19 protein-coding genes are annotated in these 22,259 nt (G+C 35.2%); all 19 read left to right on the top strand.

What is annotated here, in order from left to right; genetic code table 11:
* Positions 1–285: 285 nt before the first annotated feature.
* The gene (gene pruA / locus JOC74_RS06295) at positions 286–1,854 is read left to right on the top strand and encodes an L-glutamate gamma-semialdehyde dehydrogenase (protein WP_053603482.1); all 1,569 of its coding nucleotides are present in this window, start codon (positions 286–288) and stop codon (positions 1,852–1,854) included.
* A gap of 79 nt (positions 1,855–1,933) precedes the next feature.
* Entirely contained in the window at positions 1,934–2,848 is a 915-nt protein-coding gene (locus JOC74_RS06290) for a proline dehydrogenase family protein (RefSeq protein ID WP_053603481.1), read from the top strand.
* A 276-nt stretch (positions 2,849–3,124) separates the two neighbouring features.
* Complete coding sequence (locus JOC74_RS06285) at positions 3,125–4,420, top strand: Glu/Leu/Phe/Val family dehydrogenase (protein WP_053603480.1); 1,296 nt, start codon at positions 3,125–3,127, stop codon at positions 4,418–4,420.
* 537 nt (positions 4,421–4,957) lie between these two features.
* Positions 4,958–6,313 carry a branched-chain amino acid transport system II carrier protein gene (brnQ, locus tag JOC74_RS06280; RefSeq protein WP_053603479.1) on the top strand — a complete coding sequence of 452 codons (1,356 nt, stop codon included), beginning with the start codon at positions 4,958–4,960 and terminating at the stop codon, positions 6,311–6,313.
* Between the two features lie 80 nt (positions 6,314–6,393).
* Complete coding sequence (locus JOC74_RS06275; RefSeq protein WP_098945218.1) at positions 6,394–6,666, top strand: (2Fe-2S)-binding protein; 273 nt, start codon at positions 6,394–6,396, stop codon at positions 6,664–6,666.
* Complete coding sequence (locus JOC74_RS06270) at positions 6,663–7,004, top strand: (2Fe-2S)-binding protein (protein WP_053603478.1); 342 nt, start codon at positions 6,663–6,665, stop codon at positions 7,002–7,004. Before JOC74_RS06275 ends, JOC74_RS06270 begins: the two co-directional genes overlap by 4 nt.
* A complete protein-coding gene (locus JOC74_RS06265; RefSeq protein WP_053603477.1) occupies positions 6,997–8,229 on the top strand; it encodes an NAD(P)/FAD-dependent oxidoreductase in 1,233 nt (410 codons plus the stop codon). The genes JOC74_RS06270 and JOC74_RS06265 overlap by 8 nt, the downstream gene beginning before the upstream one ends.
* Positions 8,230–8,240: 11 nt before the next feature.
* Positions 8,241–9,422 carry an NAD(P)/FAD-dependent oxidoreductase gene (locus tag JOC74_RS06260; RefSeq protein ID WP_053603476.1) on the top strand — a complete coding sequence of 394 codons (1,182 nt, stop codon included), beginning with the start codon at positions 8,241–8,243 and terminating at the stop codon, positions 9,420–9,422.
* A 153-nt stretch (positions 9,423–9,575) separates the two neighbouring features.
* A complete protein-coding gene (locus tag JOC74_RS06255) occupies positions 9,576–10,553 on the top strand; it encodes an ornithine cyclodeaminase family protein (protein WP_053603475.1) in 978 nt (325 codons plus the stop codon).
* A gap of 199 nt (positions 10,554–10,752) precedes the next feature.
* Positions 10,753–12,051, top strand: a complete 1,299-nt coding sequence (locus tag JOC74_RS06250) for an MFS transporter (RefSeq protein ID WP_053603474.1) — start codon at positions 10,753–10,755, stop codon at positions 12,049–12,051.
* Entirely contained in the window at positions 12,048–12,233 is a 186-nt protein-coding gene (locus JOC74_RS06245; RefSeq protein ID WP_312883777.1) for a tyrosine-type recombinase/integrase, read from the top strand. Before JOC74_RS06250 ends, JOC74_RS06245 begins: the two co-directional genes overlap by 4 nt.
* Before the next feature lie 1,446 nt (positions 12,234–13,679).
* Positions 13,680–14,462, top strand: a complete 783-nt coding sequence (locus tag JOC74_RS06240; protein ID WP_053603473.1) for a class I SAM-dependent methyltransferase — start codon at positions 13,680–13,682, stop codon at positions 14,460–14,462.
* Positions 14,463–14,657: 195 nt separating this feature from the next.
* On the top strand, positions 14,658–15,278 hold the full coding sequence (locus tag JOC74_RS06235; protein ID WP_053603472.1) for a YcxB family protein: 621 nt from the start codon (positions 14,658–14,660) through the stop codon (positions 15,276–15,278).
* A 544-nt stretch (positions 15,279–15,822) separates the two neighbouring features.
* Complete coding sequence (locus tag JOC74_RS06230; RefSeq protein WP_211086089.1) at positions 15,823–16,857, top strand: tyrosine-type recombinase/integrase; 1,035 nt, start codon at positions 15,823–15,825, stop codon at positions 16,855–16,857.
* A 454-nt stretch (positions 16,858–17,311) separates the two neighbouring features.
* On the top strand, positions 17,312–17,581 hold the full coding sequence (locus JOC74_RS06225) for a hypothetical protein (RefSeq protein WP_211086088.1): 270 nt from the start codon (positions 17,312–17,314) through the stop codon (positions 17,579–17,581).
* A 400-nt stretch (positions 17,582–17,981) separates the two neighbouring features.
* Entirely contained in the window at positions 17,982–18,401 is a 420-nt protein-coding gene (locus JOC74_RS06220) for a hypothetical protein (protein ID WP_211086087.1), read from the top strand.
* Between the two features lie 62 nt (positions 18,402–18,463).
* Entirely contained in the window at positions 18,464–19,063 is a 600-nt protein-coding gene (locus tag JOC74_RS06215) for an HNH endonuclease (RefSeq protein WP_211086086.1), read from the top strand.
* Positions 19,064–19,884: 821 nt separating this feature from the next.
* On the top strand, positions 19,885–20,697 hold the full coding sequence (locus tag JOC74_RS06210; RefSeq protein ID WP_211086085.1) for a helix-turn-helix domain-containing protein: 813 nt from the start codon (positions 19,885–19,887) through the stop codon (positions 20,695–20,697).
* Positions 20,698–20,960: 263 nt separating this feature from the next.
* Positions 20,961–22,208, top strand: coding sequence for a hypothetical protein (locus tag JOC74_RS06205; RefSeq protein WP_211086084.1), 1,248 nt, complete (start codon positions 20,961–20,963; stop codon positions 22,206–22,208).
* The last annotated feature ends 51 nt before the right edge of the window (positions 22,209–22,259 follow it).

The raw sequence follows: 22,259 nt of genomic DNA, 5'->3' as shown, positions 1-22,259 counted from the left end.
TTTTATTATCACTTAAATTTTATGAATTTAATTTTAACATATTAACTTAAGGAGGTGAAGTTATCAAATTATTAATACTATATTTGAGTTAAGATCATTTTTTTACACAATAATTTAAGTGATATTTAAAATTTATGGTTGTAAATACTTATTAATAAAGTATTAATTAAATTAATTAGTAGAAGAAAAAACTTCTAGACAAGAGTTCTAAAATGCTGTCGCCAAAGCGAGTGTCTCTAGGAGATAACGGCAAAGATTATGTTGAATATAAAAGGAGTGGATCACATGATTACAACAACTAATACGGATATCAACTCATATAAACACGAACCATTCACAGATTTTACACTTGAAGAAAATAGAAGTGAATTTAAAAAAGCATTAGAAGTCGTGCAATCTGAGCTAGGAAAAGATTATCCACTTGTCATTGGAGAGGAATTTATTACAACCAAGGAACAAATTATATCAGTTAATCCAGCGAATAAGAAAGAAGTAATTGGCCGAGTTTCCAAGGCCAATAAAGAATTAGCTGAGAAAGCGATGCAAACAGCACTATCTACATTCAATACATGGAAAAAAGAAGATCCAGAAGTACGTGCAAACATTTTATTCTGTGCGGCAGATATCATCCGTCGTCGTAAACATGAATTTTCAGGTTACCTCGTTAAAGAAGCTGGGAAGCCGTGGAAAGAAGCTGATGCAGACACAGCAGAAGCAGTTGACTTCCTTGAATACTATGCACGCCAAATGATGAAATTAAAAGACGGATCACCGGTAGAAAGTCGTGAGGGGGAAATTAACAAGTTTAATTACATACCACTTGGCGTAGGTATCATTATTTCACCATTTAACTTCCCATTAGCAATTATGGCAGGGACGGTTGCTGCAGCTATTGTAACAGGAAACACGGTTCTTCTTAAACCTTCTGACAATACACCGGTAGTTGCGGCAAAGTTCGTTGAAGTTATGGAAGAAGCGGGTCTTCCTCAAGGTGTATTTAACTATATACCGGGTGACGGAGAGGAGATAGGGGATTACCTTGTCGATCATCCGAAAACACGATTTATCTCCTTCACAGGTTCTCGTGAAGTTGGCTGCCGGATTTATGAACGTGCAGCGAAAGTGCAACCTGGCCAAATTTGGTTAAAACGTGTGATCGCTGAAATGGGCGGAAAAGATACAGTAGTCGTAGATAAGGATGCAGATTTAGATGTAGCGGCATCATCAATTGTTTACTCTGCATTTGGATTTTCCGGACAAAAATGTTCAGCCGGTTCTCGTGCGGTGATACATCAAGATGTTTATAACGAAGTGCTTGAAAAAGCGGTGGCTTTAACGAAGACATTAACGGTCGGTAGTCCTGAAGACGTGAACACCTATATGGGTCCAGTAATCGGACAAGCCTCATACAACAAGATAATGAAGTATATCGAAATTGGTATGGAAGAAGGCAAATTGATGACTGGTGGAGAGGGGGATGATTCCGAAGGGTATTTCATTCAACCGACGATCATTGCTGATGTGAACGAAAAAGCACGCCTTATGCAGGAAGAAATATTTGGTCCCGTTGTCGCCTTCTGCAAGGCACGTGACTTTGACCACATGATGGAAATCGCTAATAATACCGAATATGGCTTAACCGGTGCGCTGCTTTCTAACACCCCTGAACATATTGAGCGTGCAAAAGAAGAGTTTCATGTGGGTAATCTTTACTTCAACCGAGGATGTACAGGTGCTATTGTTGGATACCATCCGTTTGGAGGATTTAACATGTCAGGAACAGATTCAAAAGCAGGGGGTCCTGATTACCTGATTATGCACATGCAGGCAAAAACAACTAGCACAACAATTTAAATAAGGATAGGGCGGCTTTTCAAAAGCTGCCCAATACTAAATCTTCTAACAAGAATAATATAATCTGGGGGAATAAATTATGTTAGATGTAGTTTCGAAAAACGTTTTTCTCTATGCTGCCCAAAACAAAGCGCTAAACAAAGCTGCGAAGAAATGGGGTCTTAAATTTGGAGCCTCTCAAGTTATTGCCGGGGATACGATTGAAAGTGCCATTAAGAAAGTGCATGAATTAAATGAAAAAGGATTGAGCTGTACACTTGATCATTTAGGGGAATTCGTTTTAAGCAAAAGAAAGGCTCTTGAAGCAACAGAGTATAACGTAAAAACTCTTGAATCCATTGCTGAATATGGAGTTAATAGTAATTTGTCTGTTAAAATGACCCAGCTTGGTTTGGATATTGATCGGGATTTTTGCATCGAAAACATGTGTCGAATTCTTGAGACAGCGAAAAAAACAAATAACTTTGTAAGAATTGATATGGAAGATTACACCCATTGCCAAATGACGCTAGATATCCTAAGGGAACTGCGTGAAACCTATGATAATGTGGGTACAGTGATTCAATCTTATTTACATAGAGCCGAACAGGACGTAAGAAGTTTAAAAGGAATTTCCCTTCGTTTAGTTAAGGGGGCTTATAAAGAGTCTCCGGCAGTAGCATATCAAGTGAAAAAAGATGTAGATGAAAATTATATGAACATTATTAAATTGCATTTATTGAGCGGCAGCTATACGGCGATTGCTTCTCATGATCACACTATCATTTCCAAAGTAAAAGAATTTGTGAAAGAAAATAACATACCACGTGATCAATTTGAATTTCAAATGCTGTATGGTTTTAGAACAAAAATGCAGCAAAGTTTAGTTCAAGAAGGATATAAAATGCGTGTTTATATTCCTTTCGGTAGTGACTGGTTCGGTTATTTTATGCGTCGGCTGGCAGAAAGACCTCAAAATGTCTCTTTTGCTCTTAAAGGATTGTTTTCTAAGTGATTAATGGGCCATAGGGAATTCTTTTCTCATTTGGAAAAAATGAATTTTTCAATCGTGTATCACAAGGCTATCATCAATGGAAGGATTTATGAAGATTATTGTCGAGGGTTTAAAAAATAGTGAATATTCTATCCATTACACTATCAACATTTGTCGCACTTGATCAACTATACGTCCAACATGTATTCCGTAAAAATAAATCATCTTAAAAGTTTAGTTTTATAGTTATAAAAATATTTCAAGTGTAAACAACATATAACATAAGAGGTGTAAACAATGAAAGGGACAATTACGGTTGATAGTAATTCTGTTCAGCATGGCAACAAGCAAAATGAGAGGTTAGATTTATTAAGTTCAACTCAGTTCATCGTAAAAGAAGCAGTTCAAAGATTAGGATATAAAGAAGATATGTATGAATTATTAAAAGAACCTCTTAGAATCATCAAAGTACGAATTCCGGTTCGAATGGATGACGGTTCAATGAAGATTTTCACCGGCTATCGTTCTCAACATAACGATGCAGTTGGACCTACAAAAGGTGGAGTGCGTTTTCACCCGGAAGTAAATGAAGAGGAAGTAACAGCATTGTCAATGTGGATGAGTTTAAAATGCGGTATTTTCAATCTTCCTTACGGTGGAGGGAAAGGCGGAATTGTATGCGATCCTCGCAACATGTCCTTCAGTGAATTAGAACGTTTAAGTCGAGGATATGTTCGTGCGATTAGTCAAGTGGTTGGCCCAACAAAAGATATACCTGCACCAGATGTATTTACAAATCCACAAGTTATGGCATGGATGATGGACGAGTACAGCCGTATCCAAGAATTTGATTCGCCGGGATTTATTACTGGCAAACCGCTTGTCCTAGGAGGTTCACAAGGACGTGAAACAGCAACAGCAAGAGGAGTCACAATTTGTATCGAAGAGGCAGCAAAGCGAAAAGGAATTCAAATAAAAGAGGCACGCGTTATTATCCAAGGATTTGGGAATGCAGGAAGTTATATTGCCAAGTTTATGCAAGATGCAGGCGCAAAAGTGGTTGGCATTTCTGATGCATATGGTGCGCTTTATGATCCGGAAGGGTTAGATATTGATTATTTACTTAATCGACGTGATAGCTTTGGGACAGTAACAAGCTTATTTATAAACACTATTACAAATCAGGAACTACTCGAACAAGAATGTGATATCCTTGTTCCAGCTGCAATTTCCAATCAAATTACAAGTGAAAATGCAGGACATATTCAAGCTGAAATTGTTGTGGAAGCTGCGAATGGACCCACAACTTTAGAAGCCACAACCATATTAGCTGCACGTAACGTGTTACTTGTACCAGATGTTCTTGCTAGTTCAGGTGGTGTTACTGTTTCTTATTTTGAATGGGTGCAAAATAACCAAGGTTACTATTGGACAGAAGAAGAAGTCTCTCAAAAGTTACGCCACAAAATAGTCGATTCTTTTGAAAATGTTTTTTCCACAGCGCAACAACATCAAATAGATATGCGTTTAGCTGCATATATGGTTGGAATAAGAAGAATGGCAGAAGCTGCTCGTTTTCGCGGATGGGTATAAGCACTTAGTTTGAAAAATTAAACTACCTTTTATTTTTAGCTCTATTAAATGTTCTTGTTGATATAACAAATATGTGGACTTCTGATTAATGGAAGACTATTTTACTCAATGATCCTAAAATGTAGAATAACAATTTGACTTTCCTCATTCTAAAATGTGGTCTATAGACCTTCACGTACTTTCTTGGCTAGTTTGCATGAGAACCTGAGTATTGTTTATAAACTCATGACACTAATCTTAATCTGAGGGAATGGATCGACATCTAGGAAATTTAAAGCTCTCTTAAGAAAAAATTTAAACACTACTTAATTTATAAATATTTATTGAAGTGTTAATTAAATTGATTGGAGAGTTAAGTCTTCTTATCTCAATAACCTTACAAAAATTAACAAATGCTGTATTGCCGTAGATATAGTGTCACTAGGAAAGCATTATGGCTGACGCTAAGTTTTTTGTTTTTAAAAACGTTAATAAATTTACATTTGGGAGAACGAAGAGTATAAAGAAGGTTTCTATTAAACTATTGGGGGACTTTAAATGAAAAGTACTTTGTCGACAGGACAACTTATTGCCGTCGGGCTAATGTTATTTGCGATGTTTCTTGGGGCTGGTAACATAATATTTGCACCAATGGTAGGTCAACTTGCAGGAACGAACACGTGGATTGCGATGTCAGGGTTTTTAATCACAGGTGTCGGCCTTGTCTTATTAGCAATTATAGCATTAGCTATATCAGGAGGTACAGTAGAGAACCTTGCTGCAAGAGTACATCCAAAGTTCGGTATGATATTTTCAATAGCCTTATTTTTAACTCTAGGGCCAATATACGTAATTCCAAGAACTACGTCAGTCGTATATGAAATATCGGTATTTCCTGTAATCACTGATATGGTTCAGTCAAATAATTTATTCTTATTTCTGTTTTCTTTTCTTTTTATTCTAATGACTGTCTTACTTTCTCTTAACCCAAGCAAGTTTGTGGATAGATTAGGCAAAGTGATAACACCTGTATTTGCTACTCTTTTAATCATATTAATAGTTAAGTCATTCGTTACCCCCATGGGAAGTTTTGGTGAACCCAAAGAGCCGTATATACAAGATACATTTTTAAAAGGATTTGTTGAAGGTTATTATACAATGGATGTTCTTGCCGCGTTTATATTTGGGGGAATTTTTATTAAGTCAATTAAGAATTTAGGAGTTATAGGGAAAAAAGCAACATCCCTTGTTTTTATTAAAGCAGGAGTTATAACTGTAATTGGTTTGGCGCTTTTGCAGTTATCTTTAGCTTGGATAGGAGCATCGAGTATAGATGCCATTGGATATGCCAGCAATGGTGGAGAAGTGTTAGCAAACAGTGCAATCCATTTATTTGGATATGTCGGAATATTCTTAATAGGTACTGTTGTATTTTTAACTGGAATAACAACAAATATAGCGTGCTTATCAGCAGTAGCAGAATATTTTAATCGAATCTATCCGAATATTTCTTATAAAAAATGGGTAGTATTATTGGCTATTGTTAGTTTAATAATTACAAATTTTGGATTGGATAAAATACTAGATACGGCTTCACCAATTTTGCTTCTTTTATATCCAATAGCGATTACATTAATTATTCTTTCCTTTACCAATAATCTTTTTAAAGGTTATCAATCCGTATATGTAGGTTCAATTATTGGTAGTGGATTTGTTGCACTATTAGATGCTTTAAAAGAAGCAAATGTTTTTGTGGATTTTATTAATCAAACGTTTTCTTTCATTCCACTGTTTAGTGTCGGGGCAGGATGGATTATTACGGGACTGATTGGAACTGTTATTGGTATTATTGTAGCTACTTTGAACAAATCCGAAGAAAGAAAGCTTGATATAGGGGGGGAAGAGGTTTCATGACGTAATAATGAATAATTGCAGGGGCTATCTACTTTTCAGTTTCATTCTTCATTAATAAAGTATAAATTGAGGTGTTTCAAGTGAAAGAAGATGAAATGATCATATGCAGATGTGAAGAAGTAAGTTACGAGGAGTTGGAGACTACAGCTGCCAAGTATAAATGTTCGGCTAGGGAATTAAAGCTTCGTACTAGAGCTGGCATGGGTTATTGTGGTGGAAGAACATGTCGGACTATGGTAGATAAAATAGCTGCTATATCATCAAATGATAAAAATCGAACATGTGTGTCATTGAAATATCAGCCACCAATACGCCCGATTAGCTTTGAAAATTTAAGGAGGATAGATAAATGACGCAAAGAATCTTAGACCACCCTATACTCGGAAAAATTGAAGATAATAATTATGTTTCCTTCACATTTAATCATAAGGTCTATAAAGGGCTGGAAAATGAATCTTTGGCTGCCGCTCTTTTAGCCAATGGAATTCGCACACTTCGACACCATGAAGAGAGCGGATCACCAAGAGGTTTCTATTGTAATATTGGCCATTGTTATGAATGTAGAGTTTCGGTAGATGGTCAACAGGGTATTCGGGCATGTCTTACACCCATTAAAGAAGGAATGATTGTAGAAAGTAGTGGCCAAATACAAACATCCTATAAAGATGATGGGGGACTGGAAAATGGATAATGCTATCATTATAGGATCTGGACCTGCAGGTTTAACAGCGGCAGTTACTTGTGCAGAAAATGGAGTAGATGTTGTTGTAATTGATGAATATATGATAGCTGGTGGTAGGTTACTTGGACAGCTTTATGAAGAACCGAATGGGTCCTGGTGGAATGGGATTAAAGAATCAACTAAATTATATAAAAAAGCAGTTAATCTTGGAGTGAAGTTTCATTTAAATACAGCTGTAAATAACATTGAAAAATTAAATGGGTTATGGGTTGTTTATACAGAAAAAGAAACATTTCACACGGATAATCTGTTATTAGCAACTGGGGCAGCAGAATCTCCTGTACCTGTACCGGGTTGGACATTACCCGGAGTTATGTCTGTTGGTGCCGCTCAGGTGATGACAAATGTTCATCGAGTCAAACCCGGGGAGCGTGGAGTTATTATCGGTGTGAATGTTCTCTCAGCTGCTATTGCGATGGAATTACAACTAGCTGGCGTAGAAGTAGCTTGTCTTACTTTACCGAAAATGAACCGTATAACAAAGGATGCGGGTCAACCAAAAAAAGTACTAGATTCACTTCTTCACGTATCCCATATGGCTCCGTCACCATTCGTTCGATATGGCAGCAAGTTAATGAAGAATGACTTTATGAAAAAGTTGGGCGTTAATTTCTACCCTAAAAAAGGAGTGAAAATGTGGGGGATTCCAATTCAACTTCGAAAAGCCGTAACTGAAATTTATGGTGAAAATGAAGTCGAAAGAGTAACATTAGCAACAATTAATGCTGATGGGGAAGTAGTTTCTGGTAGTGAGGAACATATTCAAGTAGATTTTGTTTGTATTGCCGGAGGTTTATACCCATTAGCTGAATTAGCAGCAGTTGCAGGTTGTCCATTTTATTTAGTGGAGGAATTGGGAGGCTATGTTCCTTTACATAATGAACGGATGGAAACCCCTCTAGAAGGACTATATGTTGCAGGAAACATTACTGGTATTGAAGGAGCAAAGGTTGCTGCTGCACAGGGGAGAACAGCAGGTTTATCAATTGCACACCGTTCTGGAATGAAAAGATTAGATATAAATATTAAAGATTCTATTGAAATGACTGAACAGACTAGGAATAATGCACATATACAATTTCATCCGGAAATAGAAGTAGGAAGAAAGAAAATCTTGCAGCAATGGGAAGCTTATCAATCTAATAAAAAAAGCCAGGTTGTTACTAATGTATAGGGAGGAATAACATGACTAATACATTACATTGCGATGTCCTTGTAATCGGAGGGGGAATTATTGGTTCATCGATCGCTTACTATTGCTCAAAATCCGGTTTAGATATAACGGTTCTTGAAAAGAATGAATTGGCAAGTGAAACAACCTCTAAATGCGATGGAAATATTTTAGCAGTGGATAAAGATCCAGGATTTGATAGTCAAATGGCTCTAAAAAGCCAACAATTGGTATATGAATTAAATAATGAGCTTGAAATCCCATTTGAATATAGGAACCCTGGTAGTGTTTTAGTTTGTGAAAATGATACGGAAATGGAGGCTGCACAAAAATGGGTGCAGCAACAACAAGATGCGGGGCTAGATTTTCGAATGTTGGATCGGGAAGATCTACGCAATGAATCTGATTACTTTGCAGACGACATCCTTGGTGGGCTTGAGTGCAGGACTGATTCTAGAGTAAATCCTTATATGTTAACATATTCGCTGATTCATCGTGCCAAACAATTCGGTGCGAAAATACATACGAATACGGAAGTGAAAAATCTTTATAAAAATCAAGTGAATCAATTTGTAATTGAGACAAATAATGAAACCTTTACGGCTAATAAGGTTGTCAATGCATGTGGTGTATGGGCTCCGTTTATTGGAGAGATGTTAGATATAGACATTCCAATAAAACCGCGTAAAGGTCAGGTCATTGTTGCTTCTAGACAACATCCTGTTGGATTAAGAAATGTAATGGAATTTGGCTACCTCATTTCAAAATTTGGTGGGGAGAGGAAAGTAGATCCATTCACTGAGAAATATGGCATTGCATTAGTTTTCGAGCCTACCGAAAGTCAAAACTTTTTAATTGGTAGTAGTCGTCAATTTAATGGATATGACACAAAAGTGGATCATGAAGTAATAAAATATATCGCAAAAAGAGCTGTTCGTTTTTACCCTAAAATAGCGGATATGACTGTTATAAGAACATATGCAGGATTACGACCATGGACAGCTGACCATCTTCCAATCATTTCACATGTTGAAAAGGTACCGGGGTTATATATTGCAGCAGGACATGAAGGGGATGGCATAAGCTTAGCTGCGATTACAGGTAAAGTAATCGAAGAAATGATCAATCAAAATGAAACATCGATTCCAATTGAACCACTTCGTTATGACCGGTTCAATGTTAACGTAAAGCAGTGATCCGAATGAATTGAAAAAATATTAGGAAAATTGCGAGAAAAAAATAACTGTTGTGAGGAGAGTTAATTGGTTTTCAGGGTCAACGGTATAGGCTTCTGATTTTTAAAGTGAAAAATACACGGGTATGATATCAGCAAGAAAGGATGAAATAGTATGTTAGCCTTAAATACTGATGTACAAAAAAGTTTAGTAGATATGAATGAGATCATTGAATGCGCAGCTGTCGCATTAAAGGAATTTTCAGAAGAAAGAACAGTTACGCCTATTCGTGCCGCCTTACCCTTTGATGGTGGTCAAAATACTGCATTAGTAATGCCTTCCGTGGCTGAAGAACTCGGGAGCATTGGATTAAAAGTAGTAACCGTAGTTCCAAATAACAAGAAATTAGGGAAGAAAACAATAAATGGTATTGTGATGTTATCAGACTTCAAAACAGGAGAACCACTCGCTCTTTTAGAAGGCTCTTATTTAACAATGATTAGAACAGGCGCTTTATCAGGGGTAGCAACGAAATATTTATCCCGTCAAGATTCAAAAAAATTATGTATTATCGGTACTGGTGAACAAGCAAAAGGTCTGGTTGAAGCTGTGCTAGCTGTTCGAGAGATTGAAGAGATTTTCCTTTATAACAGAACGGAACAGAAAGCACATGAATTTGCTGAATATATTAGAAAGAAATTTAATAAACGTGTCCGAGTATATTCAGACTCAAACGAAGCAGTATGTGAAGCTGATATTATTGTTACTACAACAAACTCTTCAACACCTGTTTTTTCAGAGTCATTAAAACGAGGTGTTCATGTGAATGCAGTTGGTTCATTTAGACCAACAATGCAAGAGTTACCATCTCATGTAATTTCTCAAGCTGACAAAGTAGTAGTGGAATCAAGAGAAGCAGCTTTAGAAGAGACTGGTGATTTACAAGTTCCGATAAATGAGGGCATATTTAAGCCAAGCGACATCTATGGAGAGCTTGGGAAAATCGTAAACGGAGAATATAAAGGCAGAGTCAGCGATCAAGAAATTTCCGTGTTTAAATCAGTTGGACTAGCTGTTGTGGATATTGTTGTAGCCCAATATTTTTACAAAAAAGCTATTGAAAATAAGGTAGGAACTAGTATTCTATTTTAAGTTACAGATATTTATCTATCTTGAAAAATGATTTAATATTTTAATTTCTCTCTCTTCAACGATAAATAGTACCTAGCTACATTTTATACATGACAAATTTTATTGAATGTTCCATCGTCAATAAATTATCAAGAATATTGACAGAAAATTGATAATCATCAGAAAATGTATCACTTAAATTTGAAGGGAGTAATTCAAGATGGAAAAGAAACAAATGCGGCGAGTATTAGTTGCAAGTTTAGTAGGGAGTTCGATTGAGTGGTTTGACTATTTTTTATATGGGACTATTGCTGCACTCGTGTTTAACCAGTTATTCTTCGTAAATGAGGATCCGACAATAGGACTGTTGTTGTCCTATGCATCTTTTGCGTTAGCATTCTTTATCCGCCCTTTTGGTGGGGTGATCTTTAGCCATATTGGCGACCGCATCGGGAGAAAGAAAACACTTGTTTTAACACTTAGTTTAATGGGGGTTGCAACATTTGGGATGGGGCTTCTTCCGACGTATCAAGCCGTTGGTATTTGGGCGCCGATTTTATTAATTACTCTGCGTTTGATTCAAGGTCTAGGTATTGGTGGTGAATGGGGAGGAGCGCTGTTATTAGCCGTTGAATATGCTCCCGCTGAAAAACGGGGCTTGTTCGGTGCTATTCCTCAGATGGGTGTTACAATAGGGATGTTGCTCGGAACCATTGCTTTATCAATTATGACACTGCTTCCTCAAACCGAATTCATGACTTGGGGGTGGCGTGTACCATTTATATTTAGTGCTTTGCTTGTATTTTTTGGCCTATGGATTCGTAAAGGAATTGATGAAACACCATCTTTCAAAAAAGTGCAGGAATCCGGAGAAGTTCCAAAGCTACCAATTGTAGAAACTTTTAAGAATTATTGGCGTGAGGTGATTATTGCCGTTGGAGCCAAAGTTGTAGAAACAGCCCCATTTTATATTTTTAGCACGTTTGTCGTATCATACGCTCCTTCAAACCTAGGTTTCTCACAGACAGATACATTAAATGCAGTCATAATTGCAACGGTTATAACAACGTTTTTAATACCAATCATGGGTAACTTATCTGATAAAATTGGCCGCAAAAAACTGTTCATAGGCGGAACGATTGGTATGGCTCTGTTTGCGTTCCCATACTTCTTGATGCTTCAGCAACAATCGGTACTGTTTTTAATCGTTGCAACAGTGATAGGTTTAGGGATTATTTGGGCTCCAATCACAGCTGTTCTTGGAACGATGTTCTCGGAAATTTTTGATGCAAAAATACGTTATACCGGTATTACGCTTGGATATCAAATCGGAGCAGCTCTGGCTGGAGGAACAGCGCCGTTAATTGCAACGGCTTTACTTAGTAGGTTTAATAACTCTTATGTTCCTGTCGCCATTTATATTATTTTTGCAGCTGTCCTGTCCCTAGTTGCGATTTGGGCAGTAAAGGATCGCAGAAATCAGAAATTAGACGAATCGAATAATAGCATCGAAGGTTGATAGTTCATATATCTTTATTAGACGTCTTGCACTCCCTTCGTCGCACTTTGGCAAGTATGCTACTTGAAAAAGATACACCACTCCCTGCTATATCAGAAATTCTTGGCCATGTTAATACGGAATCAACAGCTGTTTGGAGAGCTTGGGAACATCGTAAACAGAGAATATATGGGCAAAGTTAGTGATCAGGATCACCGTGTTTAAATCAGTTGGACTAGCTGTTGTGGATATTGTTGTAGCTAAATATTTTTACAAGAAAGCTATTGAAAATAAGGTAGGGACTAATATTCAATTGTAAGTAATTGTTTAAATTGTTTACTGGTTATGATTTCTATTTTCAATTTTAGGTGTCTTGTTACTACTTTCAATATAAATTTTGTAATAGTACTTTTAATGTTTTTTGGTGCAGCATTTTTTGATTTTCTTTTTTAGGCTAGAATGAATAGACTACGGACCTAATGCAAGAACTCAAGTATTATTGGGGATGTTTATGTTATTTATAACTGCAACCTAAATAGCATTTATATTTGTAATTTAGTCTTATATTTTAATGTTCCTGAATGGGCCAATTTTGTATTGACTTGTGTCAATGTCAAATTTAACCGCTTTATGGCTATTAGCTTTTCATCTGAATTCAGTTAAGAAATTTAGTTAAGATGTTTGCAAAAAGTGCAAAAATTCAAGAGTAAGAATTGATTAATGGTACTCCATCTCAGGATAATATGCCCACCGGACAACGGTGAGCTTTTTTTATTTCCTCTTAACATTCACAATATCCATAAATTTGACTAGATTTGTATCTCCTCTCCTTCACTATCCACAACATACTGCTGTTTTGTTTGTGTGTTTATGTACTCCACAAGCCCTTGAACACTTTAAAGGTGTAATCTTAAAATTAAAATGTACCTTATAGATAGACCTTTTTTTAAAGTGTCTAGTCTATAGGGTACGTTTTATCAGGATAGGCATTCTTTTTTTATCCCTTTCTCATGAAGAAAACAGCCATTTGTACAACTCCAGTGAACATATCCATGAGTATGGGGGTGTTCATCATGAAGATACGGATTATTGAAGGACCACATGTGACAAATGTATCAATGCTTGCTACAATTATATATTAAAACTCTATCAAAAAGTGATGGAGCGCCAGGTCGAAGACGAAAATCAAAATGATCCTGATAAAGATTAGATCTCGAAATTGCATGAAAACAGATGCCTACTAATTATGTATGGCTTCTTAATTTATTGTTCAGGTACTTTCTTTATCTCATCTTCATATATTGGGGCAGAAATGGGGCATGAATCGAGTAATTTTCATTTATTTTAGGTGAATTTCATGTCATTTAAGGTTAAAGAACCTTGATACAAAAGGCTTTGTTATCAGCATTTAACAAACCACGGCAAAAAGATCACCGGCCTTCTAAGTCGTTGGTCGGGAGTTCGAACCCTCCTGGGATTCAACACTTCTTTTTTTATATTGACTTACGGACCAGGATAGGAAGAGAAAACTGAATTATATAAATAATTTAATAAGTAAAAGTTATTCACTTTTATAAAAATAATCAAATTTACTTATCGTAATCTTTGGTTAAAATTGGTATAGATATATCTTTGAAGGGGGAGATTCTTTGCCAATTGATTTTCATAATGAAAAAAATCGTTTCACATACTCTAAACGGTTAGCCAATTCAACTTGGATAAATAAAATAAGAGAAATTTACGATGTTAAAGGAAAAAAAGCTCTAGATATAGGTTGTGGTGGAGGGATTTACACAAAAGCACTTTCAGAAATGGGAGCTTCTTATGTAACAGGATTAGATTTTTCCGAACAAATGCTTATATCTGCAAAGGATAATTGTAAGGATCACAATAATATAGATTTCAAAGTTGGTAATGCATTGGATACAAAACTGCCAGGCGAACAATATGATGTTGTTCTAGAAAGAGCCGTGATACACCATATAACAGATTTATCTTCATGTTTTAAAGAAACTTTCCGCCTACTTAAGAAGGGTGGTTCATGCATTATTCAAGATAGAACACCTGAAGATTGTTTGTTAAAAGGAAGTTCGACACATATAAGGGGTTATTTTTTTTCAAAATATCCTAATTTAAAAGAAAAAGAAATTTCACGAAGATATTCAAGTGAAGAAGTACATCAAGCGTTACTAAATGCAGGTTTTCAAAAGATTAAAGAATACAAGTTATGGGAAACAAGATCAATTTATAATGAAGTAGATCAATTATCCAATGATTTGTTAAGTCGTACAGGGCGTTCTATTCTTCATGAGTTAACAGATAATCAATTACAAAATCTTGTAGATTATATTAAACAACAATTAAAAACAGAGAATGGGGAACAAATTATTGAAAAAGATAGATGGACTATTTGGACAGCAAGAAAAAATTGAACAAAATAATAATTTTATAGTTCTTCAACTAACCTGTGCGATGTTTGAAGATAGCATCGCCTTTTTTCTTAATGTGCATTCAGGTTAGGAAGGAAGTATTAGCTCTTTAAAGAATAATTTTAAATCAGAATATAGGGTGTTTCATATAACTGATTGGTAAGAAGAAAATTTAAAGAAATTAAGGATGATGTTGATATGGAGCTTCATTATCAGCTAGAACCAAATGATATATGGGCTTATCGAAAAAAAGCACGCACTTCTTCTAGAAGATTAAGAAACAGGCTTCGTTTAATCTATTTACTCGTTCCAATACTTGCATTTATAATGTACACACTAGATGTATGGAGTGTTGAGGCTCCAATCTATTTAAAAATTGCCCGTGTTCTATTCCATACCTTCTTATGGTCTGTTGTTATCTTCCCTCTACTTGAACAATTCGTATATTATCTTAGGTTCAAATTATCCCTTAAAGAACCTGGGGTTTTGGATGAAAGAAAAATCTCCATGAATGAAAATGGGATTATGTTCGATCGTGGAAAAGAAACATCTTTCTATAGGTGGAATGAATTAGTTCGAGTAATTGACGACAAATCATACTATTTCTTATATGTCGAAGACTTAAAAGCGATCACTATCCCCAAAAAAACATTGAGTGCTTCTCAATCCCAACAAGAATTTCATAGTCTGCTTATTCAATATGCAAAACCTTTAATTCAGCAATATTCCAATCAAAAAAAGGATAAACTCTCTACAAAGAATAGAGTGGTTTTACTTATTATCTATTTATTGCTAGTCGTTCTTTCAAAGATGTCTTAAGATCTATGTCTTATCTATTAAAACTCTATCGCAAGTAAATGGAACGCTAGGTCGAAGACAATAAACAAAATGATCCTGATAAAGATTAGATCTCGAAATTGCATCAACAGAAGCCAACCAATTAAGTAGAGCTTCTTAATTTATTGTTCATGGACTTTCTTATCTCATCTTCTTATATTGGGGCAGATGGGGCAGAAATGGGGCAGGAATCGAGTAATATTCATTTATTTGAGGTGAATTTCTTGTCATTTAAGGTTAAAGAACGTTGATACAAAAGGCTTTGTTATCAGTATTTATCCAACCACTGCAAAAAGATCAACGGCCTTCTAAGCCGTCGGTCGGGAGTTCGAATCTCTCCTGGGACGTACATATCGAAAAAAGGCTGATATATCAAGGTTCTCAAGATTAGAATTAATCGAGAGTGTCCGACGTATATCAGCCTTTTTTGTGTGATTTTTGGGTTGAGCCGTCGGACAGGACTTTGGACGTTTTTGGGACATATGGCTTCCTTTCAAGTGTCCTCCATTACAAGGAGGTTAATGATATGGCAAGAGCATTTATAGGTACCAGATTGAACGGATCGGCACAGAGTAATAGAACAAGAGTTGGAATGGAACGCTACACGTTAGACGAAGCATTAGAAGCCTTTATCAAAGCAAAAGAAGCAGAAGGTGTCCGCCCTAGAACGATTCATGATTATCGCAAACACATTCAGTATTTAAAGATGTTCCTCAAAGAATGTAACTACGATATTAGCGATATCAATGAGCTTACAGCTAAGGTGATACGGGAATACATCATTTACATGAAACAAACGAAAATGGCGTACAAAGGTATTGAAAACCGTGAAAAAGAAGTTGCAGGACTTTCAGTGAACACAATTAATATCCGCTTGCGGACATTAAAGACAATGTGTAACTTCTGGTTCAGGGAACAAATAATTGGGACTAATCCCATCAGCAATATTAAACAGGTTAAAGATGATGAACATACAGAAGTGCAAGGCTTGAACGATGAGGAATTGAATAAGCTGTTAGGCTACTTTAATACAAGAGAATACGCTCAATGGAGAGATAAAGTGTTGATTCTTCTTCTGCTAGATACAGGAATGCGGATTAATGAAGCCGTCAATCTGAAACTTGTACACATTGATTTTAAATTACTAACGATTCACATTCCTTCCGAGATTTCGAAGAATAGGAAGGGAAGAGATGTTCCAATTACGAGAGAAGTGGCTAAGCTGTTGCAGGAACTTCACAATGAAACATCTAATTATTTTCATGAATGCGATTATGTATTTTACAATGCGTATGGTGAAGTGTTTACTGCAGAAGCTTTTAGACGCCGGCTCAACCGCATAAAGAAAAGAATTGGCTTTAAAAAGCTTCATCCGCACATGTTTCGGCATACGTTTTGTAGGAACTTTATCTTAAACGGTGGAGATATATTTACACTTCAAAAGATTGTAGATCATGCAGACATCAAAACAACACGAAATTACTTGCAAATGGAGAAAGAACATATTAATCAACAGCATAATAAATACTCGCCTGTAAGGAAATACTTGGATAAAAGGTGAGCTAAGGAGTGGCCATTCCGGCTGCTCTTTTTTATTAGAAGAGTGTGGGGGGGTTATTTCCACATTTTTTTTGCCATCAATATTATGAATGTAAGGGAGTAGGTCAATCCACACGAAACGGATAATAATATTCATACGAGTCGTGAAGGCTTTTGTAAAGCATTGTCCGTTGAACAGTTCCTTCCAATCTTTGAGGCATTTATGATATGAATTGACGTGTTGAATATGATAATAAAAGTAATGTTAATACCTAAAAAAATAATTATATAAATATAATTAAAAACAGAGAAATTATCGCCATAAACATTGTTTACTGGTATACTTTATAAGTATTCCAGTGGAAAAAAATCCTAAAAAAGTTATTGCAATAATAACGGAATTTATCTAAACTAAATTTAAAGAGTTAACATTTAATAATCCCGAGAAGATGTTTAAAAACTTATGAGGAGAGAAAATGAGAGAAAAAGAACGGATTAACAGAATACTAACTTTAATTGAGAAATTGTGGGTAAAATATCCAGACATGAGATTTTTTCAAATTGTGAGTTGGCTAGAGAGTGAATACACAAAGCAAAGTGGGAAGGGAGTAATTAAAAGAGACTTAGTCGATAGTGATGAATTTGGTGGAGAATCACGGTTTCTTTTGGCAGATTTATTCTATGTAGAGGATAGTGATTTTGAGGAATTTTTAACAGAAGTTTTTAAGAGAAAAGCATCTGAATAGCTGGGTATTTAAAAGAAAAGATGGTTCTGTTATTTCATTTACCTAATAGTTGGTACTTTTTACGTACAATTTCCTCAATCTACTTATCCGCATTTCCTTGAAGGACTACGAAGGAATCCATTCAACAAATAATAATATTCTCTTGTATTTGAATTGAGGAGGGCATAAGGAAAGAGAGTAATTTAAGGAGAAGGTTAATTCTATAAAAAATTGCAATAATATTGTTTAGTTATCCTTAAAGGGACAAAAAAATAACTACTATCCACTGAGTACTGGATTCTGCAATACTTTTGTTCGGAATATTCAGTTTTTTTGCACTCAGAATTAATGCGAGAATGACCAAGGGGTAAAAACGTGAACTCAATTGCGGATAGAATCGAAGAGGAAAGGAATAGTTATAGTGAGGAAAATTGATATTATTGTAAAAATATTATTAGAAGAACAAATCTTTTATTTATATGGTTCTGAATTATGCAAGAATACAGGAATTGAGTTTTTTGAAGTGTTTGACTTTAATTGTGCTAATGCTGTAAAGGCTATCATTGGGGAAGATTTTTTTGGCGAAAATTATTGTTATAATATTGACCCATTTATTGAGGGATGGAGAAGCAAAGAAGATTTTGAGATAAAGATGTTAGAATGGGATATTACATTAATAGAAGAAATTTCTTTAAAACAGAAATCTGATGTTATTGAAGAACTGGTAAAGGTTAAAAGAGAGTTGTATTCAAAAATTTCAAATTTAAACGAATACGGTGTGTATTTTAGAGGGATTGAAGAAGAGAAACTGCTAGAAAAGTTGCTCGAACAGCTTTCTTGAGTCTTTAATATTAAGAATGGAAATACATTCTCAACTAGGCTAGATAAAAGGAGTTAACCCTTATGGAAGGTAGTTCATGTCTTATATACAAGACTTGTCGGATTTGCGGTCAAACCAAAGGATATCAACAATTCGTATCAAAAGGCAGAGGGAAAAGGAAGTCGTATTGCAAAGGATGCAAATGGAAAAAACGTGAACAGAGAAACCCGTTTGCTGGGTATACCTTTGACATCAGTATACTGAAAAGGACAGATATAAAAGTTTGCTTCAGTTTGTCGTCAAAGAAAAGAATTTATTACAAGATTTCATATGAACAAGCAGTTTTAATGGTAGCAGAAGGAGTAGCAGGGATAAAAAAAGAAACTGAAATTCATCTTATTTATAACAGGCAATTATTTCGTAAAATGATTTTGATTAGAGATAAAAGTATATGTGCCTATTGCAGAAGCTATGGAGATACAATAGATCATATCATTCCTAAATCACAAGGAGGACTATCTATATTCAGCAATTGCGTTTGTTCCTGTATAAGTTGTAATAGGACTAAAGGTAATGATTATGTATTAGATTTTTTAAATCGAAGTAATATTGGTATTATACTTGGAAACATTGAAAATGAAATACTGAAGCAACATTTTAAAAGCCTAAAAAGCAACAAGTAATGTTGTAGTTGAAAGCACCTCAATTCACACAACATGGTTGTAAAAAAATCCGATACGAGACGGTTTTTTGCGGCTTTTCATTTAATAAAAACACAAAAACAATAAGTGTTTCTAAAGTAAACTTCGAAACGTGTAAACATTATTCCTTTTCAATATTCATAGGAGCATTCAAAATAATTCTAAGAAAAACAATAGACTAATCTATTGCATTACTATAATAATAGTATTATAATATATACACTATAATTGAAAATTGAATAAAGCATCAAACTAATAAACTATAAAGGAGTGGAATTTACATGCAACCCGCCTCATAAGGAGGTACACTGTTTCTGCATGCCTATGACGTACTCATAGGGATAGGCTAAAATTTTATGCCTATATTGGACAGGGACGAGTGTGCTTTCAATTGAGATAGGTTGTGTGTAGATTCGCTCTTTTTTTGCGTGTCTAAGGTGCAGCGAAAATAAATCAAATTATAGAAAGGGGGGCGAGTAGTAAAAAAAGTATGAGTCAGAAAGTTAGTTGATTCAAAAAAACTGCATTAACACATGGGGATGTGAAAAATTTACACTACTCTAGTGAAAGTATTGCACTAGGGGGTAGTGCAAAAAATGTAAAAGGGTAGTGCGAAATTTGCCCGATATAAGAGGAACTATTAGAGGAATAAATAAGAGAATAAATAAATAGGGTCGCTTACGCTCCTAGTCGCTCCGCTCCTTTCTATTCTATTTCTTTGTTATCTCTCTATTGCAAACATGGGATAAAATGAAGGCATTCGTTATGACTCATTAAAAATAAAAAGAATTGAGGATATAACAATGAAAGAAAGTAAAGTAGGATTTATCAAGTTTAATTCAAGTTTAATGAACGATTATAGGTTAAAGATGGGAGAAACGCTTGTATACGGTGCGTTGGTATCGTTTAGACATATGAGTATTCAATCCAATACAAAAGATGAACAAGGTCAAGTATACGCATATCCGCCTATCTCAAGTATTGCAAATATTACAGGACAATCAGAAAGAAGTGTTAAGAGTCATATTCAAGTGTTAGAGGAAAAAAGGTTAATGACGGTTAAAAGGTCGTACAAAGAAGGCGGTAAGGAGAAAAATGTAAACCATTACTATCTTAACACTGAGGTGTTGAAGGTCTATTTCACTGCTGATACGAATATGACTACGTCGGTTAAGATTGCTAAACCAAAAACAACAGATTCAAAAGAAAAACCTAAAGAGACAAAACAAAAGGTGTTCATTGCTGATGCTGAGATCGAGAAATGGTTTACTCATTATCAAGGTGAACATAATAATAACTCTGCTAAGAAGCTAAACGAATTAGCTGAGAAGTATGGCTCTGAAACGGTTGTAAAAACTATTCATAATGCAATGAATGGTGTAAATATTGACACTCTACCTCAAGGTACAACAGGTCTTATACTAAGCAGATTGAATGAGAAAAACCTAGAGGATGCGAAGCTTCAATTAAGGAATGAGAAAGAAAGGCAAGAGAGATTTATGAATGAACAGATTACACCATTTTTTGACTATAAAGCAGAATTGAGGCGTAAACAAAAGAAGGAGAATAATACATTCTCTAATGATATGAAAGCACTATTGGGAGAGGTATTATAAAAGTGTAGATTAGGGATGACTCACATTTGAGTTATCTCATTTTTTATATTGGTGGTTAATTGTACAAATAGTTAGGACTTGAAGATATTTTTACAGACTAATAAAACTGTGATTTTATGAAGAGTTATGTAAACAATTATCTCATCGTTAAAAACAACTATTAGGATAGAAACGAGTAATCTATTCTCTTTTCCGATAGAACAATCGTTTGATATAATTTGATAAGAAATAGAAAACAGTATTGTTGGAAACGAGGGAACTAAATGAGGTACGGTTATTCAACAAATATAAAAGTTTTTTATCAAAGTGGAGATTTATCTTCTTATTTAACTCAGCTTGAGCAAAGTGTAGTAGACTCCATTAGGAATGAGAAAGAGGATTATATTCTCAACGTAAATGAGGAGGAGTATATCAGCTATTGGGAAAATCAACTCAAAGTTGAACCATTAAATATTCAGTTTGATAATGCATATGCCAATCAAAAAGAAGAAATGATTAGGGCAGAAAATTATCCTAGAGATTTTTACGTTATTGGGGGAAAGTCTTATCCAAGAATGGTAGTATATTTTCATCTTCCGATTGAAGGTAATGTAGACTTAATAAGGTATACCCCCAGTACCAGACTTGTGTGGACACAAGAAATGCAATTATTGGATAAAGAATTGGTTTTTAAAAAAATCCAATTCAGAGATGATGTTGAAGAATTAAATAGGGAATTTGAAAGTGTTACAAGAAGCTTAAGAACAATGCAGGAATATGTAAATAATGACGTTCTGAATTTTAATAATTCTTTAAGGAGAAAGATTCAGAATGCTTTTAATACAAGAAAAGAAGAAATGTTAAAGAGACGAAATTTATTAGCTGGTTTAAAAGTTCCAATCAAAAAGTCGGAAAGTGTCTCAAACACCTTTTCTATTCCTTCACCAAAAATAAGAAAGAAAATTACAGTAAAGCCAGTTGTAACAGATGTTGGATTTAAGCCAGAACCAAGTCTAGACATGGAAACTTATAAGGAAATACTTAAGATAATTAATGGGATGGGGAAGGAATTTGAAAGGAAACCTTCAGTTTATTCTGACAAGGGGGAAGAACAGCTTCGTGACCATTTCCTAATGCTACTAGAGCCAAACTTTGAGGGTTCTGCTACAGGAGAAACCTTTAACAAAAAGGGGAAAACGGACATTCTTTTAAGACATGAAAACAATAATGTTTTTATCGCAGAATGTAAGTTTTGGAAAGGTAAAGGTAGTTACATAAAAACGATAGACCAACTATTGTCATATCTGACATGGAGAGATTCAAAAGCCGCTGTTATTATGTTTGTAAGAAATAAGGAGTTCTCATCTGTCATTGATATTGTAGAGAAGGAGACGCCGAATCACGCAAACTATTTAGGTTATGTGAATAAAGATGATGAAACATGGTTGAATTACCGTTTTCATATCAATGGCGACCCAAATAGGGAAGTTAAATTAGCGGTTATGCTCTATCATATACCGATAGTGGAGTAATTTACAAATATAGGATATCAGGAAACGACAATAGGGTGGCATTCGAATACA

The sequence above is a fragment of the Bacillus capparidis genome (assembly GCF_017832095.1).
GTDB lineage: Bacteria > Bacillota > Bacilli > Bacillales > Bacillaceae > Bacillus > Bacillus gobiensis.
The sequence above is the reverse complement of the archived record's forward strand: the minus strand, read 5'-3'. Positions and strand labels throughout refer to the sequence as shown.